A 23,351-nucleotide genomic window follows, 5' to 3' on the forward strand; every position below is an offset into this window, starting at 1 on the left:
CGTCGGAGCAGAAGCCCGATCGGGAGCGCTTGAGACAAACCAGGCCAAGAAGGGTGTGGTCGGCATCGATCACGGCCAGTCGGCGCATCTTGTTGCGGATGAGGAACGCCTGAACGAGAGCGGCTGGGGCATCCGGGGGCACGGTTCGGCCAGGTAGAACCGCTCGGCGGAGCGCGGGCTCGTGGCCGATGGCGCTCAGACAACTCATCGCGAGGTCCGGTCCCAGCCGCGCCGGGAGGAGCGACTACCAAGCGTGGCGTCGTCTCGGGTGCGGTAGACGATATAGGGGCGGGTGAGGTAGCCGACCGGGGCGCTGAACACGTGCACTAGCCGGGTGAAGGGCCACAGCGCGAACAGTCCGAAGGCCGTCAGGGCGTGCAGTTGGAAGCCGATGGGCGCTTCGGCCATGAGTGCGGCGTCGGGCTGAAAGGCGAGGAACGAGCGGTACCAGACGGAGACTCCCTCGCGGTAGTTGTACTCCCCGCCGATGGTGAAGATGGATCCGGCGATTGTGTTCCACATGCCCAGCACGATCACGACGGCTAGGAAGAGGTACATCACCTTGTCCATCATCGTCGTCGCGGAAAAGACCGGTCCTACCGTGCGTCGGCGGTAGATCAGGATGACCATTCCGACCACGGTCAGGGCGCCGGCGATGAGGCCGCCGATGACAGCGACGTAGTGGTAGATGTGGTCGTCAATGCCGACTGCGGCAGTCCACGACCGTGGCACCAGCAGGCCGATGACGTGGCCGCCGACCACTCCGAGCATCCCGAAGTGGAACATCGGGCTGCCGAGGCGCAGCAGCCGGTCCTCGTAGAGCTGCGAGGACCGCGTGGTCCAGCCGAACTTGTCGTAGCGGTAGCGCCAGAAGTGGCCGACCACGAAAGTCGCGAGGCACAGGTAGGGCACGATCACCCACAGGAAGACATCCATCAGCGTGCTCCTCGGGTGGCCGGTGCACGGAACGCCGGCATCGGCAGCGGGACCGGTCCGTCGGGTCGGGCCGGGCCCGGGTCGAAAGCGGGGGTCTCGTACGGCGTGAGACCGACTTCCTCCTCGGGCGGACCTTCGGCCGCGAGCCGGCGGACGGCGTCCCACTCCTCACCCTGCAGCGGCGGCAGCGTGGCGGTGACCGCCTCGACGGCACCGGCCCAGCGAGAGCCGGACTCGCCGAGCGCGATCCGCAGCAACTCGAGACCGGCCCGGTGGTCGAGCAGCAGCTGACGGCCCTGCTCGCGGTCGATCGTGGCGGCGTACTCCAACACGACACACAGGTGGTCGGGCAGCTCGGTGGCGGTTAGCTCGAAGCCGGAGGCGAGGTAGGTCTGCTTGAATCGCAGCAGAGCCATCCCCCGTTTGCGCGTGTCACCGTGGGCGAAGTAGGTGAGGAACAGGTTGTGCCGGCGCCGGGTATCGAAGGATCCGACGTAATCGCTCTCCAGCTCGGTCAGCGGCACCCCTTCGAGGCAGGTGACGCAGGCCCGCAGCGGCTCACCCACTCGGCCGGGAAGCTCGTGCGAAGCCCCTCGGACCAGGTCGAGCCGGCCGAGGAGCTCCTCGTCGGGGTAGCCGAGCAGCAGCGACGCCGACTGCCAGGCGACGCTCAACTCCTGGGCGCTCAGCCGGGTCCTGTTGCGGGTTCTCATCGGTGGTCAGCCCCTCCGGTGAGACCAGCGGTGCCGCCGGGACCCGTCGCCCCGTCTTCGCTCGTGTCCGGCGGCGAGGTGTCCGGGTCAGGCTCCGGTCCGTCGGGTCTGGGCGGGAACAGGCCGCTAGGTGCGCCCTTGCCGTCCCAGTTGAGCAGGTTCACCCGGTTGGCCTTGTCGGCCGGTGAGACGATCGTGTCGGAGGTCTGCCGGTCCTGGAGCATCTGGAAGTTCTCGACCGCGATGGGCGTCAGACCGCCAGACCCCTCGCCGAAAATCTCCGGGTTGCCGCCGCCGTACGCACTGACCGAGCACTCGGTGCCCAGTTCTTCCAGAGAGTGCGCCTGCTCCGCGTGCGCGGTCGGGATGACGTAGCGCTCGTCGTACTTGGCGATCGCGAGGAGACGGTACATGTCGTACATCTCCTCCTCGCTCATCCCGACTGCCGCCGGGATCGAGGCGTCCGGCTCGCGGCCCATGTTGATGTCGCGCATGTAGGAACGCATGGCCGCAAGTTTCTGCAGCACCGCGTCGACCGGGGCGACGTCGCCGGCCGTGAACAGCTCGGCGAGGTACTCGATCGGGATCCGGAGCGCGTCGATGGCTGCGAACAAGTTGCCCTTGTCCTCGGCGTCGAAGCCCGTGTCCTTGACCACGTCGACGACCGGCGAGAGTGGTGGGATGTACCAAACCATCGGCATCGTCCGGTACTCCGGATGCAGCGGCAGCGCGACCTTGAACCGGTTGATCAGAGCGTAGATCGGCGAGCGCTGGGCGGCCTGTACCCAGTCCCGCGGGATCCCCGCTTTCTCCGCCTCCTGCTGCACCTCGGGGTCATTCGGGTCCAGGAAGACCTCGCGCTGCGCCTCGTAGAGACCGGTCTCGTCGGTCGTGGTCGCCGCCTCGAGTACCTTGTCGGCGTCGTAGAGCATCAGGCCGATGTAGCGGAGCCGGCCGACGCAGGTCTCGGCGCATACGGTCGGTAGACCGACCTCGATCCGCGGGAAGCAGAACGTGCACTTCTCGGCCTTGCCGGTCTTGTGGTTGAAGTAGACCTTCTTGTACGGGCACCCCGAGATGCACATCCGCCAACCACGGCAGCGGTCCTGGTCGACCAGGACGATGCCGTCCTCCTCGCGCTTGTAGATCGCCCCGCTTGGGCACGACGCCGCGCACGAGGGGTTGAGGCAGTGCTCGCAGATCCGCGGCAGGTAGAACATGAACGTCTGCTCGAACTCGAACTTCACCTTGTCGGCGATCTTCTTGAGCATCGGATCGTGCTCGAGCGTCGCCGCGGAGCCCCCGAGGTTGTCGTCCCAGTTGGACGACCAGGTGATCTTCATGTCCTTGCCCGACAGCAGCGACTTGGGCCGGGCGACCGGCGTGTGCTCCTGCGCCGGCGCGTCGGTCAAGGTCGAGTAGTCGTAGGTCCACGGCTCGTAGTAGTCCTCGATCGATGGCATCTTCGGGTTGAAGAAGATCGTCGCCAGCTTCTTGAACCGTCCACCGTCCTTGAGCTTGAGCCGACCGCGCCTGCTGAGCTCCCACCCGCCCTTCCACCGCTCCTGGTCCTCGTAAGTGCGGGGATAGCCCTGCCCCGGCCGGGTCTCCACGTTGTTGAACCAGACGTACTCAGTGCCGGTCCTGTTGGTCCACGCCTGCTTGCACGTGACCGAGCAGGTGTGGCACCCGATGCACTTGTCGAGGTTCATCACCATCGCCATCTGCGCCATGACCTTCATCAGTACGTCACCTCCTGGCTGCGCTTGCGGATGACGGTGACCTCGTCACGCTGGTTACCGGTGGGACCGAGATAGTTGAACGCAAACGACAACTGGGCATAACCGCCGATCACGTGGCTCGGCTTGACCAGGATCCGGGTCAGTGAATTGTGAATGCCGCCCCGTTTTCCGGACGTCTCCGCGATCGGTACGTCGATCAGCCGATCCTGCGCGTGGTGCATGTAGACGGTCCCTTCGGGCATGCGGTGGGAGACGATCGCGCGGGCGACGACGACGCCGTTGCGGTTGACCGCCTCGATCCAGTCGTTGTCCACGACGCCGACCTTGGCGGCGTCCTGGTCGCTCATCCAGATCGTCTGGCCGCCGCGGGAGAGCGACAGCATGAACAGGTTGTCCTGGTATTCGGAGTGGATCGACCACTTGTTGTGAGGTGTCAGGTAGCGCACGGTCACCCCCAGCTCACCGACGTCGCCGATCTCCGGTTCGCTGAACAGCGCCCCCATGTTCAGCGGCGGCCGGTAGACCGGAAGCCCTTCGCCTAGCTCGGTCATCCAGTCGTGGTCGAGGTAGAAGTGCTGACGGCCGGTCAAGGTGTGCCATGGCTTGAGTCGCTCGACGTTGATCGTGAACGGTGAGTAGCGGCGACCGCCGGTCTCCGACCCGGACCACTCCGGGGAGGTGATCACCGGCACCGGCGCGGCGACCGTGTCGGCGAAGGTGATCTGCTTTCCCTCGTGCTCGGCGGCGAGGTCGTGCAGCAGGTGGCCGGTGCGCTTCTCCAGAGTCTTGAAACCTTGGGTGGCGAGATAGCCGTTGGTGGTCCCGGACAGCGCCAGGATTGCCTCGCAGGCGTGGACGTCGCGCACCAGCGACGGGCGCCCGTCCGCGGCGCCGCCGCGGACCGTGCCGTTTTTGTGGCCCAGGTAGTCAACCGCCTTCGTGACGTCGTAGGTGACGCCCTTGGTGGTCGTGCCGAGCCGCTCCAACAGCGGCCCGAGGGCCTGCATCTTGGCGCCGACGGCGGTGTAGTCGCGCTCGACCTCGACGATCTTGGGCATCGTCACGCCCGGGACCGGTTCGCACTCGCCGTGCTTCCAGTCGCGGACCACCCCGTGCGGGTTGGCCATCGCGTCCGGAGTGTCGTGGAGCAACGGGACCGCCACGACGTCCTTGCGGGTGTCGAGCCGCCCGGCCGAGAGTTCGCTGAACTTCGTCGCGATCGCCTGCCAGGCATCCCAGTCGGTGCGGGTCTGCCACGGCGGCGCGATCGCGGGGTTGAACGAGTGGATGAACGGATGCATGTCGGTGGTGTTGAGGTCGTGCTTCTCGTACCACGTGGCCGCGGGCAGCACGACGTCGCTGAAGATGGTGGTGCTGGTCTGGCGGAAGTCGAGCGTGAGCAGCAGGTCGAGCTTCCCCTCGGGGGCAGTTTCGTGCCAGGCGACCTCCTGCGGCCGTTGGCCCTCGGACGCCTCGCCGGCGCGCAGCGAGTTGTCGGTGCCGAGCAGGTGCTTGAGCAGGTACTCGTTGCCCTTGCCCGACGAGCCGAGCAGATTGGCCCGCCAGATCGAGAGGATCCGCGGGAAGTTCTCGGGCGAGTCCGGGTCCTCGGCGGCGAAGCTCAGGTCGCCGGACTTGAGTTGGTCGACCACGTGCTCCGCGACCGGGCGACCGGCCGCGGCCGCCTCGTCCGCGACGTCGAGCGGGTTGCGATTGAACGTCGGATAGGACGGCATCCAGCCCATCCGTGCGCTCTTGGCGATCACGTCGGCGGTGCTCATGCCGGCCAGCAGCCCGTTGCCCGTCTTGGCGCGGACCGTGTCGGCGCCGAAGGTGTCGTAGCGGAACTGGTCGCTGTGGAGGTACCAGTAGGCCGTGTGGATCATCTGGCGCGGCGGTCGGTTCCAGTCGAGGCCGAAGGCCAGCTGTGCCCACCCGGTGACGGGGCGGCACTTCTCCTGGCCGACGTAGTGCGCCCAGCCGCCACCGTTGACGCCCTGGCAGCCCGTCAGCGTGGTCAGCCCGAGGAACCCGCGGTAGATCGTGTCGGAGTGGAACCAGTGATTGGTGCCCGCGCCCATCAAGATCATCGAGCGGCCCTGGGAGTCCTCGGCGTTCTGTGCGAACTCGCGGGCGATCCGGGCGGCGGCGGGGGCAGGGACGTTGGTGATCGACTCCTGCCAGGCCGGGGTGTACGGCGCCGAGGCGTCGTCGTACCCGGTGGCGTAGCCCCGGAGCCCGGCACGGCCGACGCCGTACTGGGCGAGCATCAGGTCGTACACGGTGGCGACCAGCCGATCACCGATCCGTCGCACGGGGACGTCGCGGGGCAGCGAGCCCGGCGTCCCGTCGACGTCGTCGAAGCGGGGCAGTTCCAGCGAGACAGTCTCGCCGCCAGGCTCGAGCACACTCAGCCGCGGTTCGACATCGCCGAGGTCGAGATTCCACTTGCCCACGCCGGACTCGCCGAAGCGGTCGCCGAGCGAGCCGTTGGGGACCACCGGCTGATCGGACCGTGCGTCGAGGAGCACGGTCTTGAAGTGTGCGTTCTCCTCAGCGGCGTGATCGGGGAGGTCGGCGGCGGTCAGGAACTTGCCGGCGCGGTAGGTGCCGGGCGCGTCGGCGACCTCCTCGAGCGAGACAAGGTAGGGCAGGTCGGTGTACTTCTTCGTGTAGTCGGTGAAGTACGGCGTCTGCCGGTCGACGAAGAACTCCTTGAGAATCACGTGCCCCATCGTCATGGCCAGCGCGCCGTCGGTGCCGGGAGCGATCGCCAGCCATTCGTCGGCGAACTTCACGTTGTCGGCGTAGTCGGGTGCCACCACGACGACCTTCTGGCCACGGTAGCGGGCCTCGGCCATCCAGTGGGCGTCGGGCGTGCGCGTGACTGGGACGTTGGAGCCCCACATGATCAGGTAGCCGGCGTCCCACCAGTCGCCCGACTCGGGTACGTCGGTCTGGTCGCCGAAGACCTGCGGTGAGGCGACGGGCAGGTCGGCGTACCAGTCGTAGAAGCTCAGCATCGAGCCACCGACGAGTGAGGTGAACCGGGCACCGGAGGCGTGCGAGACCATCGACATGGCCGGGATCGGCGAGAAGCCGGCCACCCGGTCCGGGCCCCACTTCGAGATGGTGTGGACGTAGGCCGCGGCCACCATCTCGGTGGCCTCGTCCCAGGTGGCGCGGACCAGCCCGCCCTTGCCCCGCGCGGACTTGTAGGCCTTCGCCCGCTGCGGGTTGTCGACGATGTGCGCCCAGGCCTTGACCGGGTCGCCGCCGTGCTGCGACTTGGCCTCGCGGTACATCTGCAGCAGCACGCCGCGCACGTAGGGATAGCGCACGCGGGTCGGCGAGTAGGTGTACCAGGAGAACGCCGCGCCGCGCGGGCACCCACGGGGCTCGTACTCCGGAGAGTCGGGCCCGACCGAGGGGTAGTCGGTCTGCTGGGTCTCCCAGGTGATGATCCCGTCCTTGACGTAGACCTTCCACGAGCACGAGCCGGTGCAGTTCACGCCGTGGGTCGAACGCACCACCTTGTCGTGGCTCCAGCGGTCGCGATAGAACGCGTCGGCGTCCCGGCCACCGGTCTTGACCAGGGTGCGCAGGTCGTCGGAGACCGTCCCTCTGGTGAAGTAGCGTCGGCTGCGGAGCAGCGCATCACTGAGACCTCCGTCCAAACCGATCTCGCGGGTATTCCGTGGTTCGGGGTGGGTCTCAGTGCTCACGTCGCGTCCTTGCCTGTGGGACCTGATGATTCTGTGCCGTGGTTCGGTGCGACGTCAGGAGGTGCTGGCGCCGCTGGGACTGCGTGCCCGTTGGAGGCCCGGTGGGTGCGTGCTGTGCGCCGGACGAGCGTCAGGGTCAGGACCAAAGTCAGTGCCGCGGTGATGGAGAGCAGCCACAGGCCAATCGCGTAGGAGTCGGTTTGGCCGTAGACGTAGCCCATCAGCAGTGGCGGTACGAAGCCGCCCAGACCGCCTGCGGCGCCGACCAGTCCAGTCACGCCGCCGACCCGCGATGGGTCAGTCACTTGAGCAATGAGTGCGAACGTCGCCCCACTTCCGCTGCCCAGCGCCACGGCCATCGCAAGGAAGGCCACCGTGCCGACACCATCGAGCGGCGGCGTGCCCGCCGAGAGCGCGGCACAAGCGACCACCACGCCGTAGCCGGTCGCCAGGACCGGGATGGAGCCGAACCGGTCCGAGAGCCAGCCGCCGACGGGACGCATGATGACGGCGACCACGACGAAGCCGGCCATCCGGTTCGCGGCGTCTGCCGGTGTCAGCCCATGGGCGGTCATGAGGTAGGCGGGCAGATACACCGAGAACGCGACGTACCCGCCGAAGGCGACGGCGTACAACACGCAGGCCTGCCAGGTGATGGGAAGCGTGGCGTTGGTCGCGAGCCGGCTGCCCAGCGAGGTGGTCGGGGTGGTCCGGCCAGGTGCGTCGCGTAGGAGCAGCCATGCGGCGATCGCGTAAAGGGCCAAGACGCCCGCGGTGATCAAGAACGGCGCCTCGGAGCCCACGTTGGTGAAGAGCTTGACCGTCGTCAAAGCGCTGATCGCGGTGCCGCCCATGCCTGCGCCGAAGATCCCGATGGCCAGGCCCCGGCGTTCAGGGGGAAACCAGGAGTTCACGAAGGGCACTCCGACGGCGAACGCGGTACCGGCGATTCCCAGGAAGAAGCCGCCCACCAGCAGCAGCACGTAGGAGTCGAGCGCGACGAAGGCGATGAACAGGATGGGAACGATCGTCACGCCCGAGATGATCGGGAACATCACCCGGCCGCCGAATCGGTCGGTCAATGCCCCGACCACGATTCGACCCAACGAGCCCACGATCACGGGCACCGCGACCAGCAGCGCCACGTCGGACTCGCTGAGCGAGCCGAGGGTGCCGGTGTCCCGGAACAATGGTCCGAGCGGGCTGATCAGCGCCCAGGCCCAGAAGTTGACCCCAAACCCCAGGGTCGCCATGGCCAGCATCAGCCACGGAGAACCGCCCAACTCGCGCGTGGGTCGATCGGCGCTGATCGACTCCGGTGGCGGTGCGGTCATCGTCGTCCCTTCTGAGATCATCGCGCTCTCCATCCTCACTGATGTTGCCCCTGTTGCCAACCCGCGCATGCTCATGGATCTGCGCGCACCAAGCTGAGGCGCCATGCAGGCGGGTGACATGACGAACCCGGCGGCCGCAGCGCAATCGAGCACTCACCTTGCAATCTGAGCGACTCGACGGCCTGCGGCGCCACCGGGCGCGCTCACCTCCCCCGCGTCGACTCCCGCACAATCAACCGGTGCGAGACCAGGTATTCCTGCACCGGTGAACCCGGATCCGCGATCCGCCCGATCAGCGCATTCACCGCCGTCTCGGCGATCTCACTGTTGTCCGCCGCCACGGTGGTCAGCGGCGGGAACGAGTAGGACGCCTCGGTGATGTCGTCGAAGCCCACCAGCGCCATCTGGTCCGGCACATCCACGTCGTGCTCGTGCAGGCGCCGCAGCGCACCCATCGCGAGCGCATCGGAAAAGCAGATCACCGCGTCCGGGCGCTCGGCCGACTCCACCAGGTTCGCCATCGCCTCGTACCCGTCCTCGGCGTCGTAGTGCTCCACGTACTGGTGATGCCCGGCGACCACACCGTCTGCCTCCGCCAACGCCGCCCGCACCCCCTCCTCGCGCAGGTGCGCCGTGCGGGCATAGCTCGCCCGCCGCAACCCGATGGCAGCAATACGCCGGTGCCCATCGGCGATCAACTTCTGGGTCGCCTCATACGCCGCCGCGCGATCGTCGATGTACACGTGGTCGAGGTGGTCGCCCGCGATCCGCTCCCCCACCAGCACCAGCGGGAACTCCGACTCCCGGTTCTCGATGTCCTCCGCGCGCAACGCCTCGGGGTGGAAGATCGCGCCGTCGAACATCGCACCGCGCGGCCCGAGCTGAATCAGCCTCCGCTCGCGTTCGATGTCGCCATGCGTCTGGTCCACGGCGACCGTGTACCCACGCGCGGTTGCCGCCTGCACGATCTCCGCGGCCAGCCGCGCGAAGTGGGACTGCGCCAGGTTCGGCACCACGAACCCGAGCAGCCCGATCTTGCCGGTGCGCAGGCTCTTCGCCAGCTGGTTCGGCCGGTAGTCCAAGGCCGCGAGCGCCGCCTCCACCCGGGCCCGGGTCTCCCCGGCCACGTACGGCTGATCGTTGACCACGTTGCTCACCGTCCGCGGTGAGACCCCCGCGAGCTGTGCCACGTCCTTCAGAGTCGCCATGGAATCCCCTTTCCTTCTTGCATCGTTGCATGAATCGAATTCGTTGGCTATCGTGACATCGTCTTTCAACGTTGCAAGAGCACTGGAGGCATCATGCGACCCACCCGACGCACCTGCATAGCCGCAGGTGCCGCCCTCGCCCTGACGGCCGGCCTGGCCGCCTGCAGCGACGGCGGTTCCACCGATGACGGCGGCCCCGTCACCTTGACCATGTGGCACGGCCTCACCGGCCCCGACGGCCCTGCCTTCCAGGAGGTCGTCGACGCCTTCAACGACGGGCAGGACGAGGTCACCATCGAGGCCGAGGCCCTTCCCTGGGACTCCCTCTACCAGCAGTTCCTCACCGCGGCCACCTCCGACGACGGTCCCGACCTGGTCGCCATGAGCGCCTCGCGCCTGCCCCAGTACGCCGAGCGCGGCGTGCTCGCCCCCACCGATGACTTCTACGCCGACGACACCTACATGGACACCTCGGTCCTGGCCGAGGGCGCCGTGCAGGCCTCGGTCTACGACGGCGTCAACTACGGCGTGCCCCTCAACCTCGGCCCCGTGCTCATGTACTGGAACAAGGCTGTCTTCGAGGAGGCCGGCCTGGACCCCGAGGCCCCGCCCACCACGTGGGAGGAGTTCGAGGAGATGATTCCCGACCTCACCGTGGACGAGGACGGTGACGGCACTCCCGATCAGTACCCCATCGCCATGGGCGATCACTCCACCGTCCCGGTCTTCCCGAGCTTCCTGTGGAACGGGGGCGGCGGCGTGGTCTCCGACGACGGCACCACCGCCCTGCTGGGCGATGCGGCCACCGTGGAGACCGCCGAGCACTGGGTGAACCTGGTCCGCGAGGAGCAGATCACCCCGGTGGGCATGTCCGGCGCCGACTCCGACCAGCTCTTCCAGGCCGAGCTCGCCGCGATCACCATCAACGGCCCGTGGATGACCGCCGGCCTGACCGAGGCCGGCCTCGACTTCGACGTCACCGTGCCGATGGCCGGCCCGGAAGGTCAGTCGATCCTCGGCGACGTCGTCTCCATGACCGTCTCCCAGCGCCTCGACGAGAACGAGACCGACGCCGCGTATCAGTTCTTCGCCTACTGGGAGTCGGTGGAGAGCCAGGCCACCTGGGCCAACGGGTCGGGCTTCCCCGCCATCCGCACCGACATGCCGGAGGACGCGGTCACCAACGAATGGGCCGCCGTCTTCGGGGCACCGGAGGTGCTGGAGAACGTGCGCCCCTACCTGACGGGCGTGCCGGGATCGGGTGAGATCAACGAGGACATCTTCACCCCGGCGCTGCAGTCGGCGCTGAACGGCACCGGTGAGGTGGCCGACCTCTTCCCCGCCGCGGGCGAGGAGATCCAGGCCATTCTCGACGGCGGCTCCTGACCTTCCGCTCACGGGTGGGCCCTACGTAGGGCCCACCCACCGCGGGACCCGAGAGGGGAAACCTATGAGATTCGGTCGCACGGTCGCGGGCAGGCAGGCGCGGGCGGCGTGGATGTTCCTCGCCCCCGGCCTGGCCCTGCTGACCCTGTTCACGGCCTGGCCGCTGCTGCGCACGGCCTACCTGTCCTTCACCGAGTACAGCCTGCTCACGCCCCCGGAGTGGGTGGGGCTGGCGAACTACCGCGAGCTCCTGGGCGATGACCAGGTGATGAACGCCCTGCAGAACACGGTGATCTACGCCGTCGTGGTGACCCCGGTGACCATCGCCCTGGCGCTGGCCCTGGCCATGGCCCTGAACGCGAAGTTCTTCGGCCGCGGCATCGTCCGCACGGCGGTGTTCGTGCCCTTCGTGGTCTCCCTCGCCGTCGTCTCGATCGCGTTCCGGTTCCTGCTGGACCCCAACTACGGGCTGGTCACGCACTGGCTGGACATGGTGGGCCTGGCGCCCACGCAGGGAGCCCTGGCCCAGCCGGGCACGGCGATGGCCGCCGTCATGGCCGTGGGCGTGTGGAAGAACGTGGGCTTCTACATGGTGATGTTCCTGGCCGGGCTGCAGTCCATCCCCCGCGACCTCTACGAGGCCGCCCAGCTCGACGGCGCAGGCCGCCTGCAGAAGTTCCGTACCGTCACGCTCCCGCTGCTGAGCAATCAGACGATGCTGGTCAGCATCCTGGCCGCGATCGCCAGCTTCCAGGTGTTCGACCAGATCAAGGTGATGACCAATGGCGGGCCGGCGATGAGCACCGAGACGCTGGTGGTGATGGTCAACCGGGTGGGGATCAACAACCTCGAGTTCGGGTACGGCTCGGCGGTCTCGGTGCTGCTGTTGCTGCTGATCCTGCTGCTGTCGATGGCGCAGTACTTCTACTTCGGACGTAAGCAGGTGAGGTACTGATGAGAACCACCTCCCCCGCCCTGCGCCGGGCCTGGACGGTGGCGCTGACGGTAGCCATGCTCGCGATCGGGCTGGCGATGATCTTCCCGATCGTGTGGTCGATCCTGACGGCGTTCAAGCCGAACGCCGAGGCGGCCTCGGCCTCCCCGACGTTGTTGCCGCAGACGTGGACGCTGGAGAACTTCGCCGCGATCTGGTCGGCGATCCCGTTCGCGCAGCTGTACGGGAACACGATCATCTTCGCCGGCTCGGTGATGGTGCTCTCCCTGGCCTTCGACACCATGGCCGGGTATGCGCTGGCGCGGTTCGAGTTCCGCGGCAAGACGGCGGCGTTCATCGCCATCATCGTGATGCTGATGATCCCGTATCAGGCGGTGATCATCCCGTTGTATGACCTGGTCCACTCCCTCGGGCTGGGCCAGACCGTGGCCGGGATGATCGTGCCGCGTTCGGCGAACGCGTTCGGGGTGTTCTTCATGCGCCAGTTCTTTCTCGCCCTGCCCAAGAACCTGGAGGAGGCGGCGCGGATCGATGGGGCGAGTGAGTGGCGGATCTTCACCCGGGTGATGCTGCCGCTGACCACGCCGGCGCTGCTGACCTTGGGGTTGTTCCACTTCCAGTTCAACTGGAACGACCTGCTGTGGCCGCTGGTGATGTCCAACAGCATCGACGGCGCCACGTTGCCGGCCGGGCTGGCGCTGTTCGCCGGGCAGCACGTGGTCGAGTACGGGCTGCTCATGGCCGGCTCGGTGCTCGCGCTGATCCCGCTGATCCTGTTCTTCCTCCTCATCCAACGCACATTCGTCACCGGTATCGCGACCACCGGCATCAAGTAGCAAAGGAATCCGAGCGACTCATGACGCACTTCTTCTCCCCCGACCGCATCGCCATGGGCGTCGGCATCGAGGACACCTTCATCCCGCAGGAGCAGGTAGGCCACCGCAAGCTGGACGAGTACGAGCTCACCCAGCACTACCACTACTGGCGCGAGGACCTGAATCTGGCGCGGGAGGCCGGGGCGGAGTTCATCCGCTGGGGTATCCCGTGGTTCCAGGTGGAGCCACGGGAGGGGGAGTTCGACTTCTCCTGGATCGACGAGGTCGCGGCGCATATGCAGCAGATCGGGCTGCACTGCGTGGTGGACCTGCTGCACTACGGCACGCCGCTGTGGCTGGACAACGCGTTCGTGAACGCGCGCTATCCGGAGTACTTCGCCCGGTACGCCGGGGCCGTGGCCGAGCGCTACCGGGGGGTGTTCACCTCGTTCACGCCGGCGAACGAGCCGCTGGTGAATGCGCAGTGGTGCGGCCGGGATGGGCGCTGGCCCCCGTACCTGACCGGCGAGGACGGCTACGTCAAGGTGGTGGTGGCCGTGGCCGAGGGGATGTCCCGGGCGCAGGAGGCAATTCATGCCGCGGCGCCGGAGGCTGAGATCGTCTTCGTCGACGCCGGGTTCCGGTATGCGGGCGACCACTTCCCGGGGCACTCGCGTGAGCACCTGGAGGAGTGGCGCTTCATCGCGACGGACTTGGTGATGGGCCGTGTGGATCAGGGGCACTCGCTGTTCGGGCACCTGCGTGAGTACGGGGTGACGGAGGAAGAGCTGGCCTGGTTCCGGCAGAACGCCAAGACCCCCGACATCATCGGCGTGAACTACTACCCGGGCTTCAGCACCACCACCTTCGACGAGGCCGGCGCCGAGGTGCCCGGCGAGGGCGGGGTCGAGGGGCTCGTGGACCTGGTGCGGGCGAACCATGAGCGGTACGGACTCCCGATGGCCATCACCGAGACCTCACGGAACGAGTCGCCCGAGGCGAAGATCCAGTGGCTGCAGGAGTCGCTGGCTGCGTTGGAGGACCTGCGGGCCGACGGCGTCCCCATCACCGGGTACACGTGGTTCCCGTTCTTCTCGCTGATCGACTGGCTGTACCGGTACGAGACCGACAGCGCCGACAACCACTGGAACCACCTGGGATTGTTGGAGCTCCGCAGGACGGCGGGGGGTGCGCTGGTGCGGGTGCCGAATGCGGCATTGGACAGCTTCACGCGAGTCGCCTCAGGCCGGCTGGAAGTGTGACGCCAACGCCTCGCGGACAGCGGGCACGTCGACCGCGCCGCCCTCGCCCGCGGCCAGCAGCTTCGTCAGCCGCCTCGGCCACAGGGTGTGGACGCCTCGGGTCGTGAAGTCGCCACCGATCAAGGGCCAGTCGGCGTCGACGAAACACAGCACTCCCGTCACCGGAAGGTCCCCGACAACAGCACGGACCAGATCGACCTGATTGATCACGCCGTCGACGAGCTGGGTGCAGTCACGTCGCCCGACGAGGAGCTTCTCGACCCTCGGCCGCAGGATGCCACCCTCCACACGGAGGAGGGGTCGCCCCTTGTACTTCTTCGCGTCGATGACCCAGATGCCGGCGGGCGTGATCGCCATGTGGTCGATGTTGGCCCGCGAGCCGGGGATGCGCCGGTCGTGCAGGACCGCGATCGACTCCGAGGCGAGTGCGTCGAGATGAGCTCCCAGGCGCTCCTCGCCGACTGCCCCGGTCGCCCACGCCTTGGTGCGCTGCTTGTCTTCCGAGAATGCGACAGCGACGCCACCGAGCTTGCCCCACTTCTGCCGGAGCCGCTGCTCGTTCCTGGCCTTACGGCGTTCGTACTCGCGGCGGGCCGACGACCCGGCAACTCCTGCGTCGTCGGGTGACACCACCGCGATCGATGCCGACTCAGCCTCGTCCACCGACTCGGCTACGGGCGTGCCAGCCGGGCAGGCTACGCAGCGCACCGTCTTGTTCGCGCGTTCGTAGATGGCGTCCGCCCGGGCAGGCAGCTCGCTGCCACAGAGACGGCATCGTCCAGCGTAGCGGAGCTTCATCCGCTCGCCGACGAATTTGGTCGGGGTGTCTTCGGTCACGCGGCCGCACCATCCTCATCGGGCAACACAGAGGAGACAAGTTGACCACCTCGTCCACAGTTGGCGCGAACACACCTTCGGCTCGGCCGGCACCGAGGGGTTGGACGCGAGGATCTCAAAGCCAACCGCATTTGAGACCCCCACAGACGACCGCGCTGCTAGCGTGTCTCGACTCGTGTCAATTCTCGGATCGGACAAGATGATGGCGAATACCAGGATGGCGGCCACCGGATTCGCCGCTCTGCTCCTTGTGGGTGGCTGCGCAAGCGGATCGGACTCCGCTCAGGACACATCCCCCACGGAGCAGACCTCAGCGGCCGCTACCCCGGAGCCGACGACGGAACCGCCGTCGCCGACACCCAGCCCGACTCCCACCCAAGAAGCAGTCCCAACTTTCGAGATCGGCGAGGAAATCTCTCGCCCCACCGCCGACCTCGTGGTGAACGTTCTTGAGGAGCGCGAGGTCATCGAAGTCGCCACGTACCACGACGAGGACTTCACACCCAACGACGGGGAGCGTCTGTGGTACGTGGACATCACCTGGACCAACAACCTGCCTGAGGCCGTGGCAAGGAGTGTCACGGACCGTACGCAATGGATCTCACGGCTTTCGATGTCGAGGGTCGAGAGATGCTCATGGTTGACCAGCCTGGCTACATCGACGGTCAAGAGTGCTCGACCGGCCTTATGCAGGGGCAGACAGGTACCTGGCTTTCAGCATTTCGGGGCTTGGACGCCGAGCTCGGATGGCTGATCTTCGATGACTACAACGGCGAAGCCGCCGTAGTCGTCATGGACCCTGAAACGGAGTTGTACTACAACTAGGCGTCTCGCTTCCTGGTAGTGCAAGGTTCAGTCCAAAGGGGACGCCAGTGCCCCATGGACGCCAACCCAGGAGCCACCGATGACTGACGAGATCGAGCTGATCAGCGACGGCGACGGCATCGCAGTCATCGGCGACGCCACCGTCGTCGACCGCTTCCTCACCTCCCAGGGCCTCCCCTCGAAGGACCTCCGCCTCTCCCAACTCGGATCCACCTTCAGCGCCGGCTCCGGCGCACTGCAGTCGGCCTCGACCATGTCGGCCAATTCCGGTCGCTGGGTCCAGCTGACCCAGGAGTCCGCCCAGGCATTGGGCCAGTCTCCCCTCATGAAGGGCTCACAACCAGGCGTCAGCCGCGCGATCCTCACGCAGCAGAACGGCCAGATCAAGGGGATCCTCGAGATCGTCCGCACACCAGGCTCCATGCTCGCCAACCCGGCGTTGCTCACCGGCGCCGCCGGGATCATGGCCCAGCTCGCCATGCAGCAGACGATGGAGGAGATCACCGACTACCTGGCCACGATCGATGCGAAGGTCGACGATGTCCTTCGCGCCCAGAAGGACGCAGTGCTCGCCGACATGATCGGGGTGGACTTCGTCCTCGAGGAGGCCATGACGGTGCGCGAGCACACCGGCCGCGTTTCCGAGGTGACCTGGTCGAAGGTGCAGGCAACGGCCCTGTCGATCGGCCGCACTCAGGCCTACTCACTACGTCAGCTCGACGCCCTCGCGGAGAAGCTCGAGCGAGCGGCCAAGATGGGCGACCTCGCCAAGGCCGCCCAGGACGCCGAGGCCCGAGTCCAGGAGTGGCTCGCCGTCCTCGCCCGATGCTTCCAGCTGCAGGACGCCCTGGCAGTGCTCGAACTCGACCGCGTGCTCGACGCCTCCCCGCAAGAGCTGGATCAGCATCGCATCGCGCTGCGGGCCGCGCGGCAGAACCGATTGGATCTCATCGCGCAGTGCACCGCGCGGCTGCTGACCCGGATGGCTGCGGCGGCCGGCACCGCAAATGCGAAGGTGCTGCTGCACCCGTCCTCCTCGCGCACCGTCGTGGCTGCCGGCACCCGCGTCAGCGGTGAGGTCGCCGAGTTCCACACGCGCCTGGGGCTCGACCACGACGCGCAAGTGCTGGAAGCACGTCGATGGGTCGAGGCAGCCACGGACGTGCGCGACAAGGCGTTCGAGACCGGCGCCGACGGCTTCGACACCGCTCGCCGGCTCGGGGCGGAGTCCGTCGGCCGCGCCCGCTCGGTCACCGGGAAGTTCGCCAACGGGATCGCCCAGCGCGTCCCACGACGCCGCGGCAACAGCGAGAACGAACCCCCTGAGCTCGAAGCCCCCGACCTGAACAAGTAGCAGAGGGCTCCGTGACCTCCACTCTCGCCTGGCTCGACTCCGACATCACCGAGCGCCGCCGCATGCTCGACGTCCTCGACGCCTTCCGGGACAAGGGCTCCACCGACGAACTCGGCATCGGCCAGATCCGCGACGGCTTCTCCGACGCCCTCTTCCCCGGCACCTCCACCCAGCACACCCGCGTGCGCTACGTCTTCCTCATCCCATGGCTGCTGGACGCCACCCTGGATCGCGCACGCCCACGCGATGACGCCACCACCCTGCAGGAGCGCTTCCGCCAGCACGAGATCCGCCTCATCAACTCGCTGGTAACCGGCTCCCCACCCGGCACCACCGGCATCATCGGCTCCTCCGCCCGACGAGCTCTGCAGCTCATGCCCTCCTCGATCTACTGGAGCGCGATCCACTCCTGGAACCTCTCCCCCGTGCACGCCACCCCCTCGGCCTCCCTGCGTGCGGGACTCACCGCCCGCCGCCGCTACCGCGAGATCGAGCACGCCGACGACGACGGCTCCCGCACCCTCCCACCCGCACGCTTCGCCGTCGCGAACCTTCCTGCCCCCGAGGGCCTGCTCGAGGCCACCACGCTGGACCTGAGCGCGACCGAAGCGGAGGTCCTCACCGAACGGATCACGACGGCGCCCCGCACCTCCGCCTCTCTGCTCGCCTGGCTCCTGCGTCACCCCGAGGTCGACATCGACGTCGACCGCCCGTGGCACCTGCCCGCACCCGCCCTGCCGGAGCAGATCCGGCACGTCCTGGACCACGCCGGCCGCTTCGCCGTCGCCACCCACGGCGCCCGCCTGCGCTACCACCAGCTGGTCAGCCGCGCCGCCGACCACGACACCAGCGACATCGACGCCACCTTCTCCGCCTGGGCCGACGATCCGACCACCCACGCCGCGTTGCGCACCTGGTCTCTCCCGGACTTCTGGGCGACGATCGATCACCTCGCGCCCCGCGTCGGCACACCGACCCGTGCCTTCCTCACCCGCTGGATCGAACTCGCCCGCACGGGCCGGGCCACCTCCGACGAGGCGGACCGCCTCCTCACCGACCGCGAGCGCACCCTCAAGGGCGCCCGCGCCCGGATCAGCAACCCCGCCGCACGCCTCGACTGGTCCGCCGCCGCAGGATCGGCGCCGACCTTCCGATGGGCCACCGCACACTCGCTCCTGACCGACGTCCGCACCGCCCTGGCGGCTGCGGCATGAGCCTGCAACCCCAGTCCCGCACGCTGCTCACCGACGCGCTGCGCCCACCGGACGGCTTCGACCTCGACTGCGCCGTGGCGACCACCTACACGCTCTCGCTCACTGCCGCGCTGATGTTGCCGCTGGCGTTCACCGACCGATCCGCCGACGGCCCGCCGGACCCGGTGGCCATCCTGGACGCCGTCCAACGCTACGGCGACCGGGTCACCGTCTTCTGCCAGTCCGGCGCGATCGGCGTACCCCGCTACCGCAGCCTGCTCGCGCTGCTGGAGGAGAGCGTGCACGCTGTGACCGCCCCGACGCCGGGGCGGATCTTCCACCCCAAGGTGTGGGCGCTCCGCTTCACCTCCCCCGCCGGCGAGCAGCGTCACCGCGTGGTGGTCCTCAGCCGCAACCTCACCCTGGACACCTCCTGGGACACCGCCCTCGTCCTGGACGAGCAGGAGACGCCCGCCCCGGTCGACACCGCCCCGATCACCGCGTTCCTGGACGCCCTGCCGGACCTGGCCATCCGCCCGCTCCCCCACGCCCGACGGCGCCTGCTCGCCGACCTGTCGCGCACCCTGGCGGGCGCCCACCTCGCTCCGCCTGCCCCGTACACCGGCGCCGCCGTCCTCCCGCTCGGACTGCCCGGGCAGCGTGCGAGCTGGCCGATCCCCGAACGCGCGCGACGCGTGCTCGCGATCAGCCCGTTCCTGGACCGCACCCAGCTCGCCCGCCTCCCCCGCGCCACCGACCGCACCCTGCTGGCTCGCCCGGAGGCACTCGACCGCGTCGGTGGCCGCGCCCTCGAGAACTGGCACACATTCACCCTCGCCACGACGGCGGAACCCGATCCGGAGACAGACCTCTCACCGGAGGCACCCGAGTTCCACCCACCCGAGCCGGACTCCCCCACCCAGGAGACCGACCCGGTGCGCTCGGGCCTGCACGCCAAGGTGCTCATCGCCGACCTCGACGCCCGCACCTCCCGCACGATCGTCGGGTCGGCGAACCTGACCAGCGCCGCCTGGGGCAACGCCCACCCGGGCGGGGCGGCAGGGAACGTGGAGGTCGCCGTCGTGCTGGACGGCCCGGCCCCGACCACCGGGGTGCGCGCCGTGTTCGAAGGCGAGCAGGGCCTGAGCAGGGTGCTGGCCACGTATCGACCCGAGCTGTCCGAGCCCGTCGAGGATCCGCTCGAGCCGGCGTCGATGGCCCTCGAGGAGTTCCACCGCCACCTGGCATCCCGGCCCTGGCAGGCCCGCATGACCGACTCGGCCGACACCTTCGAGGTGACGATCACCGCCCCCGACGACCTGGCCGAACCGCCCGCCACCCGCACCCGCGTGTGGCTGGCGAGCCTGCCCGCCGGCCGCGCCACTCGGCTCACGCCGGGCGTCGAGTTGCGGTGGACGCAGCTGCCGGCCACGCACGTCACCCCGTTCCTGGCCATCGAGTCCACCACGAGCGTCGCCGAGCTGACCTGCACCCGCCGGTGCGTCGTCCAGGTGCATCTCGACGGCGACGATGCGTTGCGCCGTCGGGCGGCGGTACGCGACGTGCTCGCCGAGACCGAGGACGTGACCCGCTACCTGCTCTTCCTCCTCGACGGCACGCCCGGGGCGGCGGGCCCTGCCGAGAGCCTCCTCACGGTGGCCGCGACCGGCAGCACCTCCGACGACGCCGGCCCGGCCGCCAGTGCGGTGCTGTATGAGCCGCTGGTGCGGGCCGCCGTCGCCCAGGACGGTCGCTTCGAGCGGATCCAGCACGTGGTCGAGGACCTCCTTGCCGCAGACGACGGCGCGAACCTCCTCCCCCCGGGCTTCCTTCCGCTCTGGCAGGCAGTCCAGGAGGCGCGCGCATGACCGACCGGCCCGACACGGCGGCGGCGCTGGCCCCACTGAAGGACTTCCAGCGCGCCACGGTGGAGCACGCCCACGACCGGCTGTGGGCGCCGGGGGCGTCCAAGCGTTTCCTGGTGGCCGATGAGGTGGGCCTGGGCAAGACGATGGTGGCTCGCGGCGTCATCGCCCGGTCGATCGAGGAGCTGTGGGAGACGGTCGAGCGCATCGACGTGGTCTACGTGTGCTCCAACCAGCAGATCGCCCGGCAGAACCTGGCGCGGCTCACCCCGCCGGGCGCGCATCAGATCCAGGTGGACCGGCTCACGCTGCTGCCGCGCGTCACCCACCGGCTGCACGAGCGGCTGAACGTCATCGCGCTCACTCCCGGCACCTCGCTGACGCACGAGGGCAGCGGCCGGCGCGATGAGCGTGCCCTGATGCTGGTGCTGCTGGAGGTGGCACTGGGCCGGTCGGCGGTCCGGGCGCGCCGGTGGCGGCGCTTCTTCCAGGGTGGCTGCCGGGAGGAGAACTTCCAGTGGGTGCTGAACCAGACGCGAGACCAGGATGCCCGTTCGCTGGATCCGGACCTGGCCGACGACTTCGTCCACCGGCTCCAGCAGGACGGCGAGGGCGGGCCGCTGTGGGACGAGCTCGCCGAGTGCGTCGCCGATTTCGACTACAAGCGCAGCATCCCGAAGGAGCTCAACACCCGGCGCCGGGAGATCCTTGCCCGGATGCGCCGCGTGCTTGCCGAGTCCTGCGTGGCCGAGCTCGAGCCGGATCTGGTGATCCTGGACGAGTTCCAGCGCTTCGCGCACCTGCTCGATGACCAGAGCCCCGAGGCCGAGCTCTCCCGGCAGCTGATCGACCACGTGGACGAGGCCGGTAACGCCGCGCGTACCCTGCTGCTCTCGGCCACGCCGTACAAGATGTACACGGTGCCGGGCGAGGCCGGCGAGGAGGACCACTACCGCGACTTCGCCCGCACGCTGCGGTTCCTCGGCGGTGACGCCGACCCGCGGCTGCCCACGGACGTCCAGGTGGGCCTGCGACAGATGCGTGCCGGGATGCTGCCCGGAGCCGGTGTGGCGGCCGTGTCCGCGGCGAAGGCGGCCCGCGAGCAGGTGCAGCAACGACTCCGTCAGGTGATGTGCCGCACCGAACGGCTCGCAGCCGATCCCCAGCGCAATGGCATGCTGGCCGAACGCATGGTCGAGGCTCCCCTGACCGCGCAGGACGTGCGCGCCTACGCACACCTGCGCCAGGTGGTCTCGATGATCGACGGCACGAGCGGTCGCCGCGTGCGCGACCCGTTCGAGTTCTGGCACTCCAGCCCCTACCCGCTGCACCTGATGGACACCGGCAGCTACGTCCTCAAGCAGGCGCTGGACGCCGCGGTCGGCAACCACGAAGCGCTCGTGCCCGCGCTGCGGTCCGGCCCCGGGGTGCTCCTGGGCGCCGAACTCGAGCGCTACGCCCGACTGGATCCGGGCAACGCGAAGATGCGCGCCCTCCTGGCCGAGACCGAAGGCATGCACGAGCTGCTGTGGCTGCCGCCGTCGCTGCCCTACTACCGCCCGGGCGGGGCGTTCGCGCTGGCACCGAGCGTGACCAAGCTGCTGGTGTTCTCGGCGTGGAACGTGGTGCCGAAGGCCATCAGCGCGGTGCTCAGTTACGAGGCGGAGCGGCGGTTGCGGCCCGAGCGCTGGGAGGGGCGGCGGCAGTCCTATGGCGCCCGCCAACCCAGCCCGCTGCTGCAGTACCGGCTGGACGCCGAACGCGATCGCGAGGCCGGGATGCCCGCGCTGGCGCTGTCCTACCCGTGCCTGACCCTGGCCGAGTTGGGCGATCCGCTCGCCATCGCCCGCGAGCAGCCGGCCTCCGACGACGGCGTCCCCTCCTCCGAGGATGTCCTTGCCGTGGTCCGGGAACGGGTGGCTGCGGCGTTGGCGGACCTTCCGATGGGCCCGAGCGACGGTCCGGTGGATGAGGAGTGGTACTGGGCTGCGCCGTTCCTCCTGGATGCGCTGCACCTGGGCGGCGACGCCGTGGCCGCGGTGCTGCGCTCGACGGCGGCGACCGCCGAGGAGGACGAGACCCCGGATGCCTATCGCCGGCACGTGCGGCGCGCCGTGGCGGTTCGTGCCGAGGACCTGGGCCGCCGACCCGCGGATCTGGTGGAGGCGCTGGCCCGGCTCGCGGTGGCCGGGCCCGGGGTGTGCGCGCTGCGAGCGCTGACCCGTGGGGCGTCGGCGGACAACATGCTGGACGTCGCTGTGCGCACCGAGGCGTTCGGGGTGGCCGAAGCGCTGCGGGCCCGGTTCAATCGCCCCGAGGCGCAGGGTGCCGTGCGGACCTGGCACCCGGAGGTGGCCTATTGGCGGGCGGTGCTGCGATATGGGGTGGATGGCGGGATCCAGACGGTGCTCGACGAGTGGGCGGCGGTGCTGCGGGGAGCATTCGGGGCCGGCGTGGCGACAGTGGCCGAGCAGATGCGCGCGGCACTGGGGCTGCGTACCTCGGTGGCGCGAGTGACCACCTATGACGACGCCGAGGACCTCGAGGTGCAGCGCACCCACGGGGTGCGCACCCACTTCGCGGTGCGCTTCGGCCGGCAGGAATCCGAGGAGCAGGGCCAGCAGGACCGTGAGGACGTGGTGCGGCGGGCGTTCAACTCCCCGTTCTGGCCGTTCGTGCTGGCGAGCACGTCGGTGGGACAGGAGGGCTTGGACTTCCACCCGTACTGTCACGCGATCGTGCACTGGAACCTGCCCGGCAACCCGGTGGACCTGGAGCAGCGGGAGGGGCGGGTGCACCGTTACCAGGGGCATGCCGTACGCAAGAACGTCGCGGCCGCACACGGCGCGGGGGTCTTGCGGGACTCGGCGGCATCGGATCCCTGGGAGGCGATGTTCGATGCCGCGACGGCGCAGCGACCGGCAGATGTCGGCGAAGTCTGGCCGAGCTGGGTGTACCCGGGTCCGGCGCAGATCGAGCGGATCGTGCCGCGTCAGCCGCTCTCGCGAGAGGACGCCCAGTACAGCCGGTTGCGCTCCGAGGTGGCGGCGTACCGGCTGGCGTTCGGGCAGCCGCGGCAGGAGGATCTGGTGCGGCTGGTGGGTGGCGAGGCGACGGCGCTGGAGTGGGCGCGGATCGACCTGGCGCCGCCTGCGTGCAGCTGACCGAACACAGCGGTGAGAGATGGCTTGTAGCCTCGCG

16 protein-coding genes are annotated in these 23,351 nt (G+C 68.8%); 9 read left to right on the forward strand and 7 right to left on the reverse strand.

Features of this window, described 5'->3' with window-relative positions; all coding sequences use genetic code 11:
- Positions 1 to 204 precede the first annotated feature (204 nt).
- The 6 genes from narI to LQF12_RS10055 all read right to left on the reverse strand — a co-directional run bounded on the left by narI (position 205) and on the right by LQF12_RS10055 (position 9,658).
- Positions 205 to 936, reverse strand: a complete 732-nt coding sequence (narI, locus tag LQF12_RS10030) for a respiratory nitrate reductase subunit gamma (protein WP_231052794.1) — start codon at positions 934 to 936, stop codon at positions 205 to 207.
- Positions 936 to 1,649, reverse strand: a complete 714-nt coding sequence (gene narJ, locus LQF12_RS10035) for a nitrate reductase molybdenum cofactor assembly chaperone (protein ID WP_231052795.1) — start codon at positions 1,647 to 1,649, stop codon at positions 936 to 938. The genes narI and narJ overlap by 1 nt, the downstream gene beginning before the upstream one ends.
- The gene (gene narH, locus LQF12_RS10040) at positions 1,646 to 3,391 is read right to left on the reverse strand and encodes a nitrate reductase subunit beta (RefSeq protein ID WP_231052796.1); all 1,746 of its coding nucleotides are present in this window, start codon (positions 3,389 to 3,391) and stop codon (positions 1,646 to 1,648) included. The genes narJ and narH overlap by 4 nt, the downstream gene beginning before the upstream one ends.
- The gene (locus tag LQF12_RS10045; protein ID WP_231052797.1) at positions 3,391 to 7,116 is read right to left on the reverse strand and encodes a nitrate reductase subunit alpha; all 3,726 of its coding nucleotides are present in this window, start codon (positions 7,114 to 7,116) and stop codon (positions 3,391 to 3,393) included. The genes narH and LQF12_RS10045 overlap by 1 nt, the downstream gene beginning before the upstream one ends.
- Positions 7,113 to 8,525 carry a nitrate/nitrite transporter gene (locus LQF12_RS10050; protein ID WP_231052798.1) on the reverse strand — a complete coding sequence of 471 codons (1,413 nt, stop codon included), beginning with the start codon at positions 8,523 to 8,525 and terminating at the stop codon, positions 7,113 to 7,115. The genes LQF12_RS10045 and LQF12_RS10050 overlap by 4 nt, the downstream gene beginning before the upstream one ends.
- A gap of 128 nt (positions 8,526 to 8,653) precedes the next feature.
- Positions 8,654 to 9,658, reverse strand: a complete 1,005-nt coding sequence (locus tag LQF12_RS10055; RefSeq protein ID WP_231052799.1) for a LacI family DNA-binding transcriptional regulator — start codon at positions 9,656 to 9,658, stop codon at positions 8,654 to 8,656.
- 93 nt (positions 9,659 to 9,751) lie between these two features.
- Here LQF12_RS10055 and LQF12_RS10060 point away from each other — a divergent pair, with 93 nt between their 5' ends.
- The 4 genes from LQF12_RS10060 to LQF12_RS10075 all read left to right on the forward strand — a co-directional run bounded on the left by LQF12_RS10060 (position 9,752) and on the right by LQF12_RS10075 (position 14,076).
- Positions 9,752 to 11,044, forward strand: a complete 1,293-nt coding sequence (locus LQF12_RS10060; RefSeq protein WP_231052800.1) for an ABC transporter substrate-binding protein — start codon at positions 9,752 to 9,754, stop codon at positions 11,042 to 11,044.
- Between the two features lie 64 nt (positions 11,045 to 11,108).
- Entirely contained in the window at positions 11,109 to 11,999 is an 891-nt protein-coding gene (locus tag LQF12_RS10065; protein ID WP_231052801.1) for a carbohydrate ABC transporter permease, read from the forward strand.
- A complete protein-coding gene (locus tag LQF12_RS10070) occupies positions 11,999 to 12,835 on the forward strand; it encodes a carbohydrate ABC transporter permease (protein ID WP_231052802.1) in 837 nt (278 codons plus the stop codon). The genes LQF12_RS10065 and LQF12_RS10070 overlap by 1 nt, the downstream gene beginning before the upstream one ends.
- Before the next feature lie 20 nt (positions 12,836 to 12,855).
- Entirely contained in the window at positions 12,856 to 14,076 is a 1,221-nt protein-coding gene (locus LQF12_RS10075) for a family 1 glycosylhydrolase (RefSeq protein WP_231052803.1), read from the forward strand.
- Here the strand turns inward: LQF12_RS10075 and LQF12_RS10080 are convergent.
- The gene (locus LQF12_RS10080; RefSeq protein ID WP_231052804.1) at positions 14,056 to 14,913 is read right to left on the reverse strand and encodes a nuclease-related domain-containing protein; all 858 of its coding nucleotides are present in this window, start codon (positions 14,911 to 14,913) and stop codon (positions 14,056 to 14,058) included. The two genes, LQF12_RS10075 and LQF12_RS10080, sit on opposite strands and share 21 nt — an antisense overlap.
- Positions 14,914 to 15,507: 594 nt before the next feature.
- Here LQF12_RS10080 and LQF12_RS10085 point away from each other — a divergent pair.
- The 5 genes from LQF12_RS10085 (at position 15,508) to LQF12_RS10105 (ending at position 23,314) form a co-directional block, all read left to right on the forward strand.
- A complete protein-coding gene (locus tag LQF12_RS10085) occupies positions 15,508 to 15,738 on the forward strand; it encodes a hypothetical protein (protein WP_231052805.1) in 231 nt (76 codons plus the stop codon).
- Positions 15,739 to 15,817: 79 nt separating this feature from the next.
- Entirely contained in the window at positions 15,818 to 17,092 is a 1,275-nt protein-coding gene (locus LQF12_RS10090) for a hypothetical protein (protein WP_231052806.1), read from the forward strand.
- 11 nt (positions 17,093 to 17,103) lie between these two features.
- Positions 17,104 to 18,306 carry a DUF6361 family protein gene (locus tag LQF12_RS10095; RefSeq protein WP_231052807.1) on the forward strand — a complete coding sequence of 401 codons (1,203 nt, stop codon included), beginning with the start codon at positions 17,104 to 17,106 and terminating at the stop codon, positions 18,304 to 18,306.
- On the forward strand, positions 18,303 to 20,153 hold the full coding sequence (locus LQF12_RS16425) for a phospholipase D family protein (protein WP_290370682.1): 1,851 nt from the start codon (positions 18,303 to 18,305) through the stop codon (positions 20,151 to 20,153). Before LQF12_RS10095 ends, LQF12_RS16425 begins: the two co-directional genes overlap by 4 nt.
- Positions 20,150 to 23,314: a C-terminal helicase domain-containing protein gene (locus LQF12_RS10105; protein ID WP_231052808.1), complete on the forward strand. Its 3,165-nt coding sequence runs from the start codon at positions 20,150 to 20,152 to the stop codon at positions 23,312 to 23,314. The genes LQF12_RS16425 and LQF12_RS10105 overlap by 4 nt, the downstream gene beginning before the upstream one ends.
- Positions 23,315 to 23,351: the final 37 nt, after the last annotated feature.

Source organism: Ruania suaedae (assembly GCF_021049265.1).
Lineage (GTDB): Bacteria > Actinomycetota > Actinomycetes > Actinomycetales > Beutenbergiaceae > Ruania > Ruania suaedae.

What these genes read in the sequence shown, in the direction of transcription:
- LQF12_RS10075 (WP_231052803.1), top strand. Translation starts at nt 12,856, where the DNA reads ATGACGCACTTCTTCTCCCCCGACCGCATCGCCATGGGCGTCGGCATC.
- LQF12_RS16425 (WP_290370682.1), top strand. Translation starts at nt 18,303, where the DNA reads ATGAGCCTGCAACCCCAGTCCCGCACGCTGCTCACCGACGCGCTGCGC.
- LQF12_RS10085 (WP_231052805.1), top strand. Translation starts at nt 15,508, where the DNA reads ATGGATCTCACGGCTTTCGATGTCGAGGGTCGAGAGATGCTCATGGTT.
- LQF12_RS10055 (WP_231052799.1), bottom strand. Translation starts at nt 9,658, where the DNA reads ATGGCGACTCTGAAGGACGTGGCACAGCTCGCGGGGGTCTCACCGCGG.
- narJ (WP_231052795.1), bottom strand. Translation starts at nt 1,649, where the DNA reads ATGAGAACCCGCAACAGGACCCGGCTGAGCGCCCAGGAGTTGAGCGTC.
- LQF12_RS10105 (WP_231052808.1), top strand. Translation starts at nt 20,150, where the DNA reads ATGACCGACCGGCCCGACACGGCGGCGGCGCTGGCCCCACTGAAGGAC.
- LQF12_RS10050 (WP_231052798.1), bottom strand. Translation starts at nt 8,525, where the DNA reads ATGAGCATGCGCGGGTTGGCAACAGGGGCAACATCAGTGAGGATGGAG.
- LQF12_RS10090 (WP_231052806.1), top strand. Translation starts at nt 15,818, where the DNA reads ATGACTGACGAGATCGAGCTGATCAGCGACGGCGACGGCATCGCAGTC.
- narH (WP_231052796.1), bottom strand. Translation starts at nt 3,391, where the DNA reads ATGAAGGTCATGGCGCAGATGGCGATGGTGATGAACCTCGACAAGTGC.
- narI (WP_231052794.1), bottom strand. Translation starts at nt 936, where the DNA reads ATGGATGTCTTCCTGTGGGTGATCGTGCCCTACCTGTGCCTCGCGACT.
- LQF12_RS10070 (WP_231052802.1), top strand. Translation starts at nt 11,999, where the DNA reads ATGAGAACCACCTCCCCCGCCCTGCGCCGGGCCTGGACGGTGGCGCTG.
- LQF12_RS10060 (WP_231052800.1), top strand. Translation starts at nt 9,752, where the DNA reads ATGCGACCCACCCGACGCACCTGCATAGCCGCAGGTGCCGCCCTCGCC.
- LQF12_RS10065 (WP_231052801.1), top strand. Translation starts at nt 11,109, where the DNA reads ATGAGATTCGGTCGCACGGTCGCGGGCAGGCAGGCGCGGGCGGCGTGG.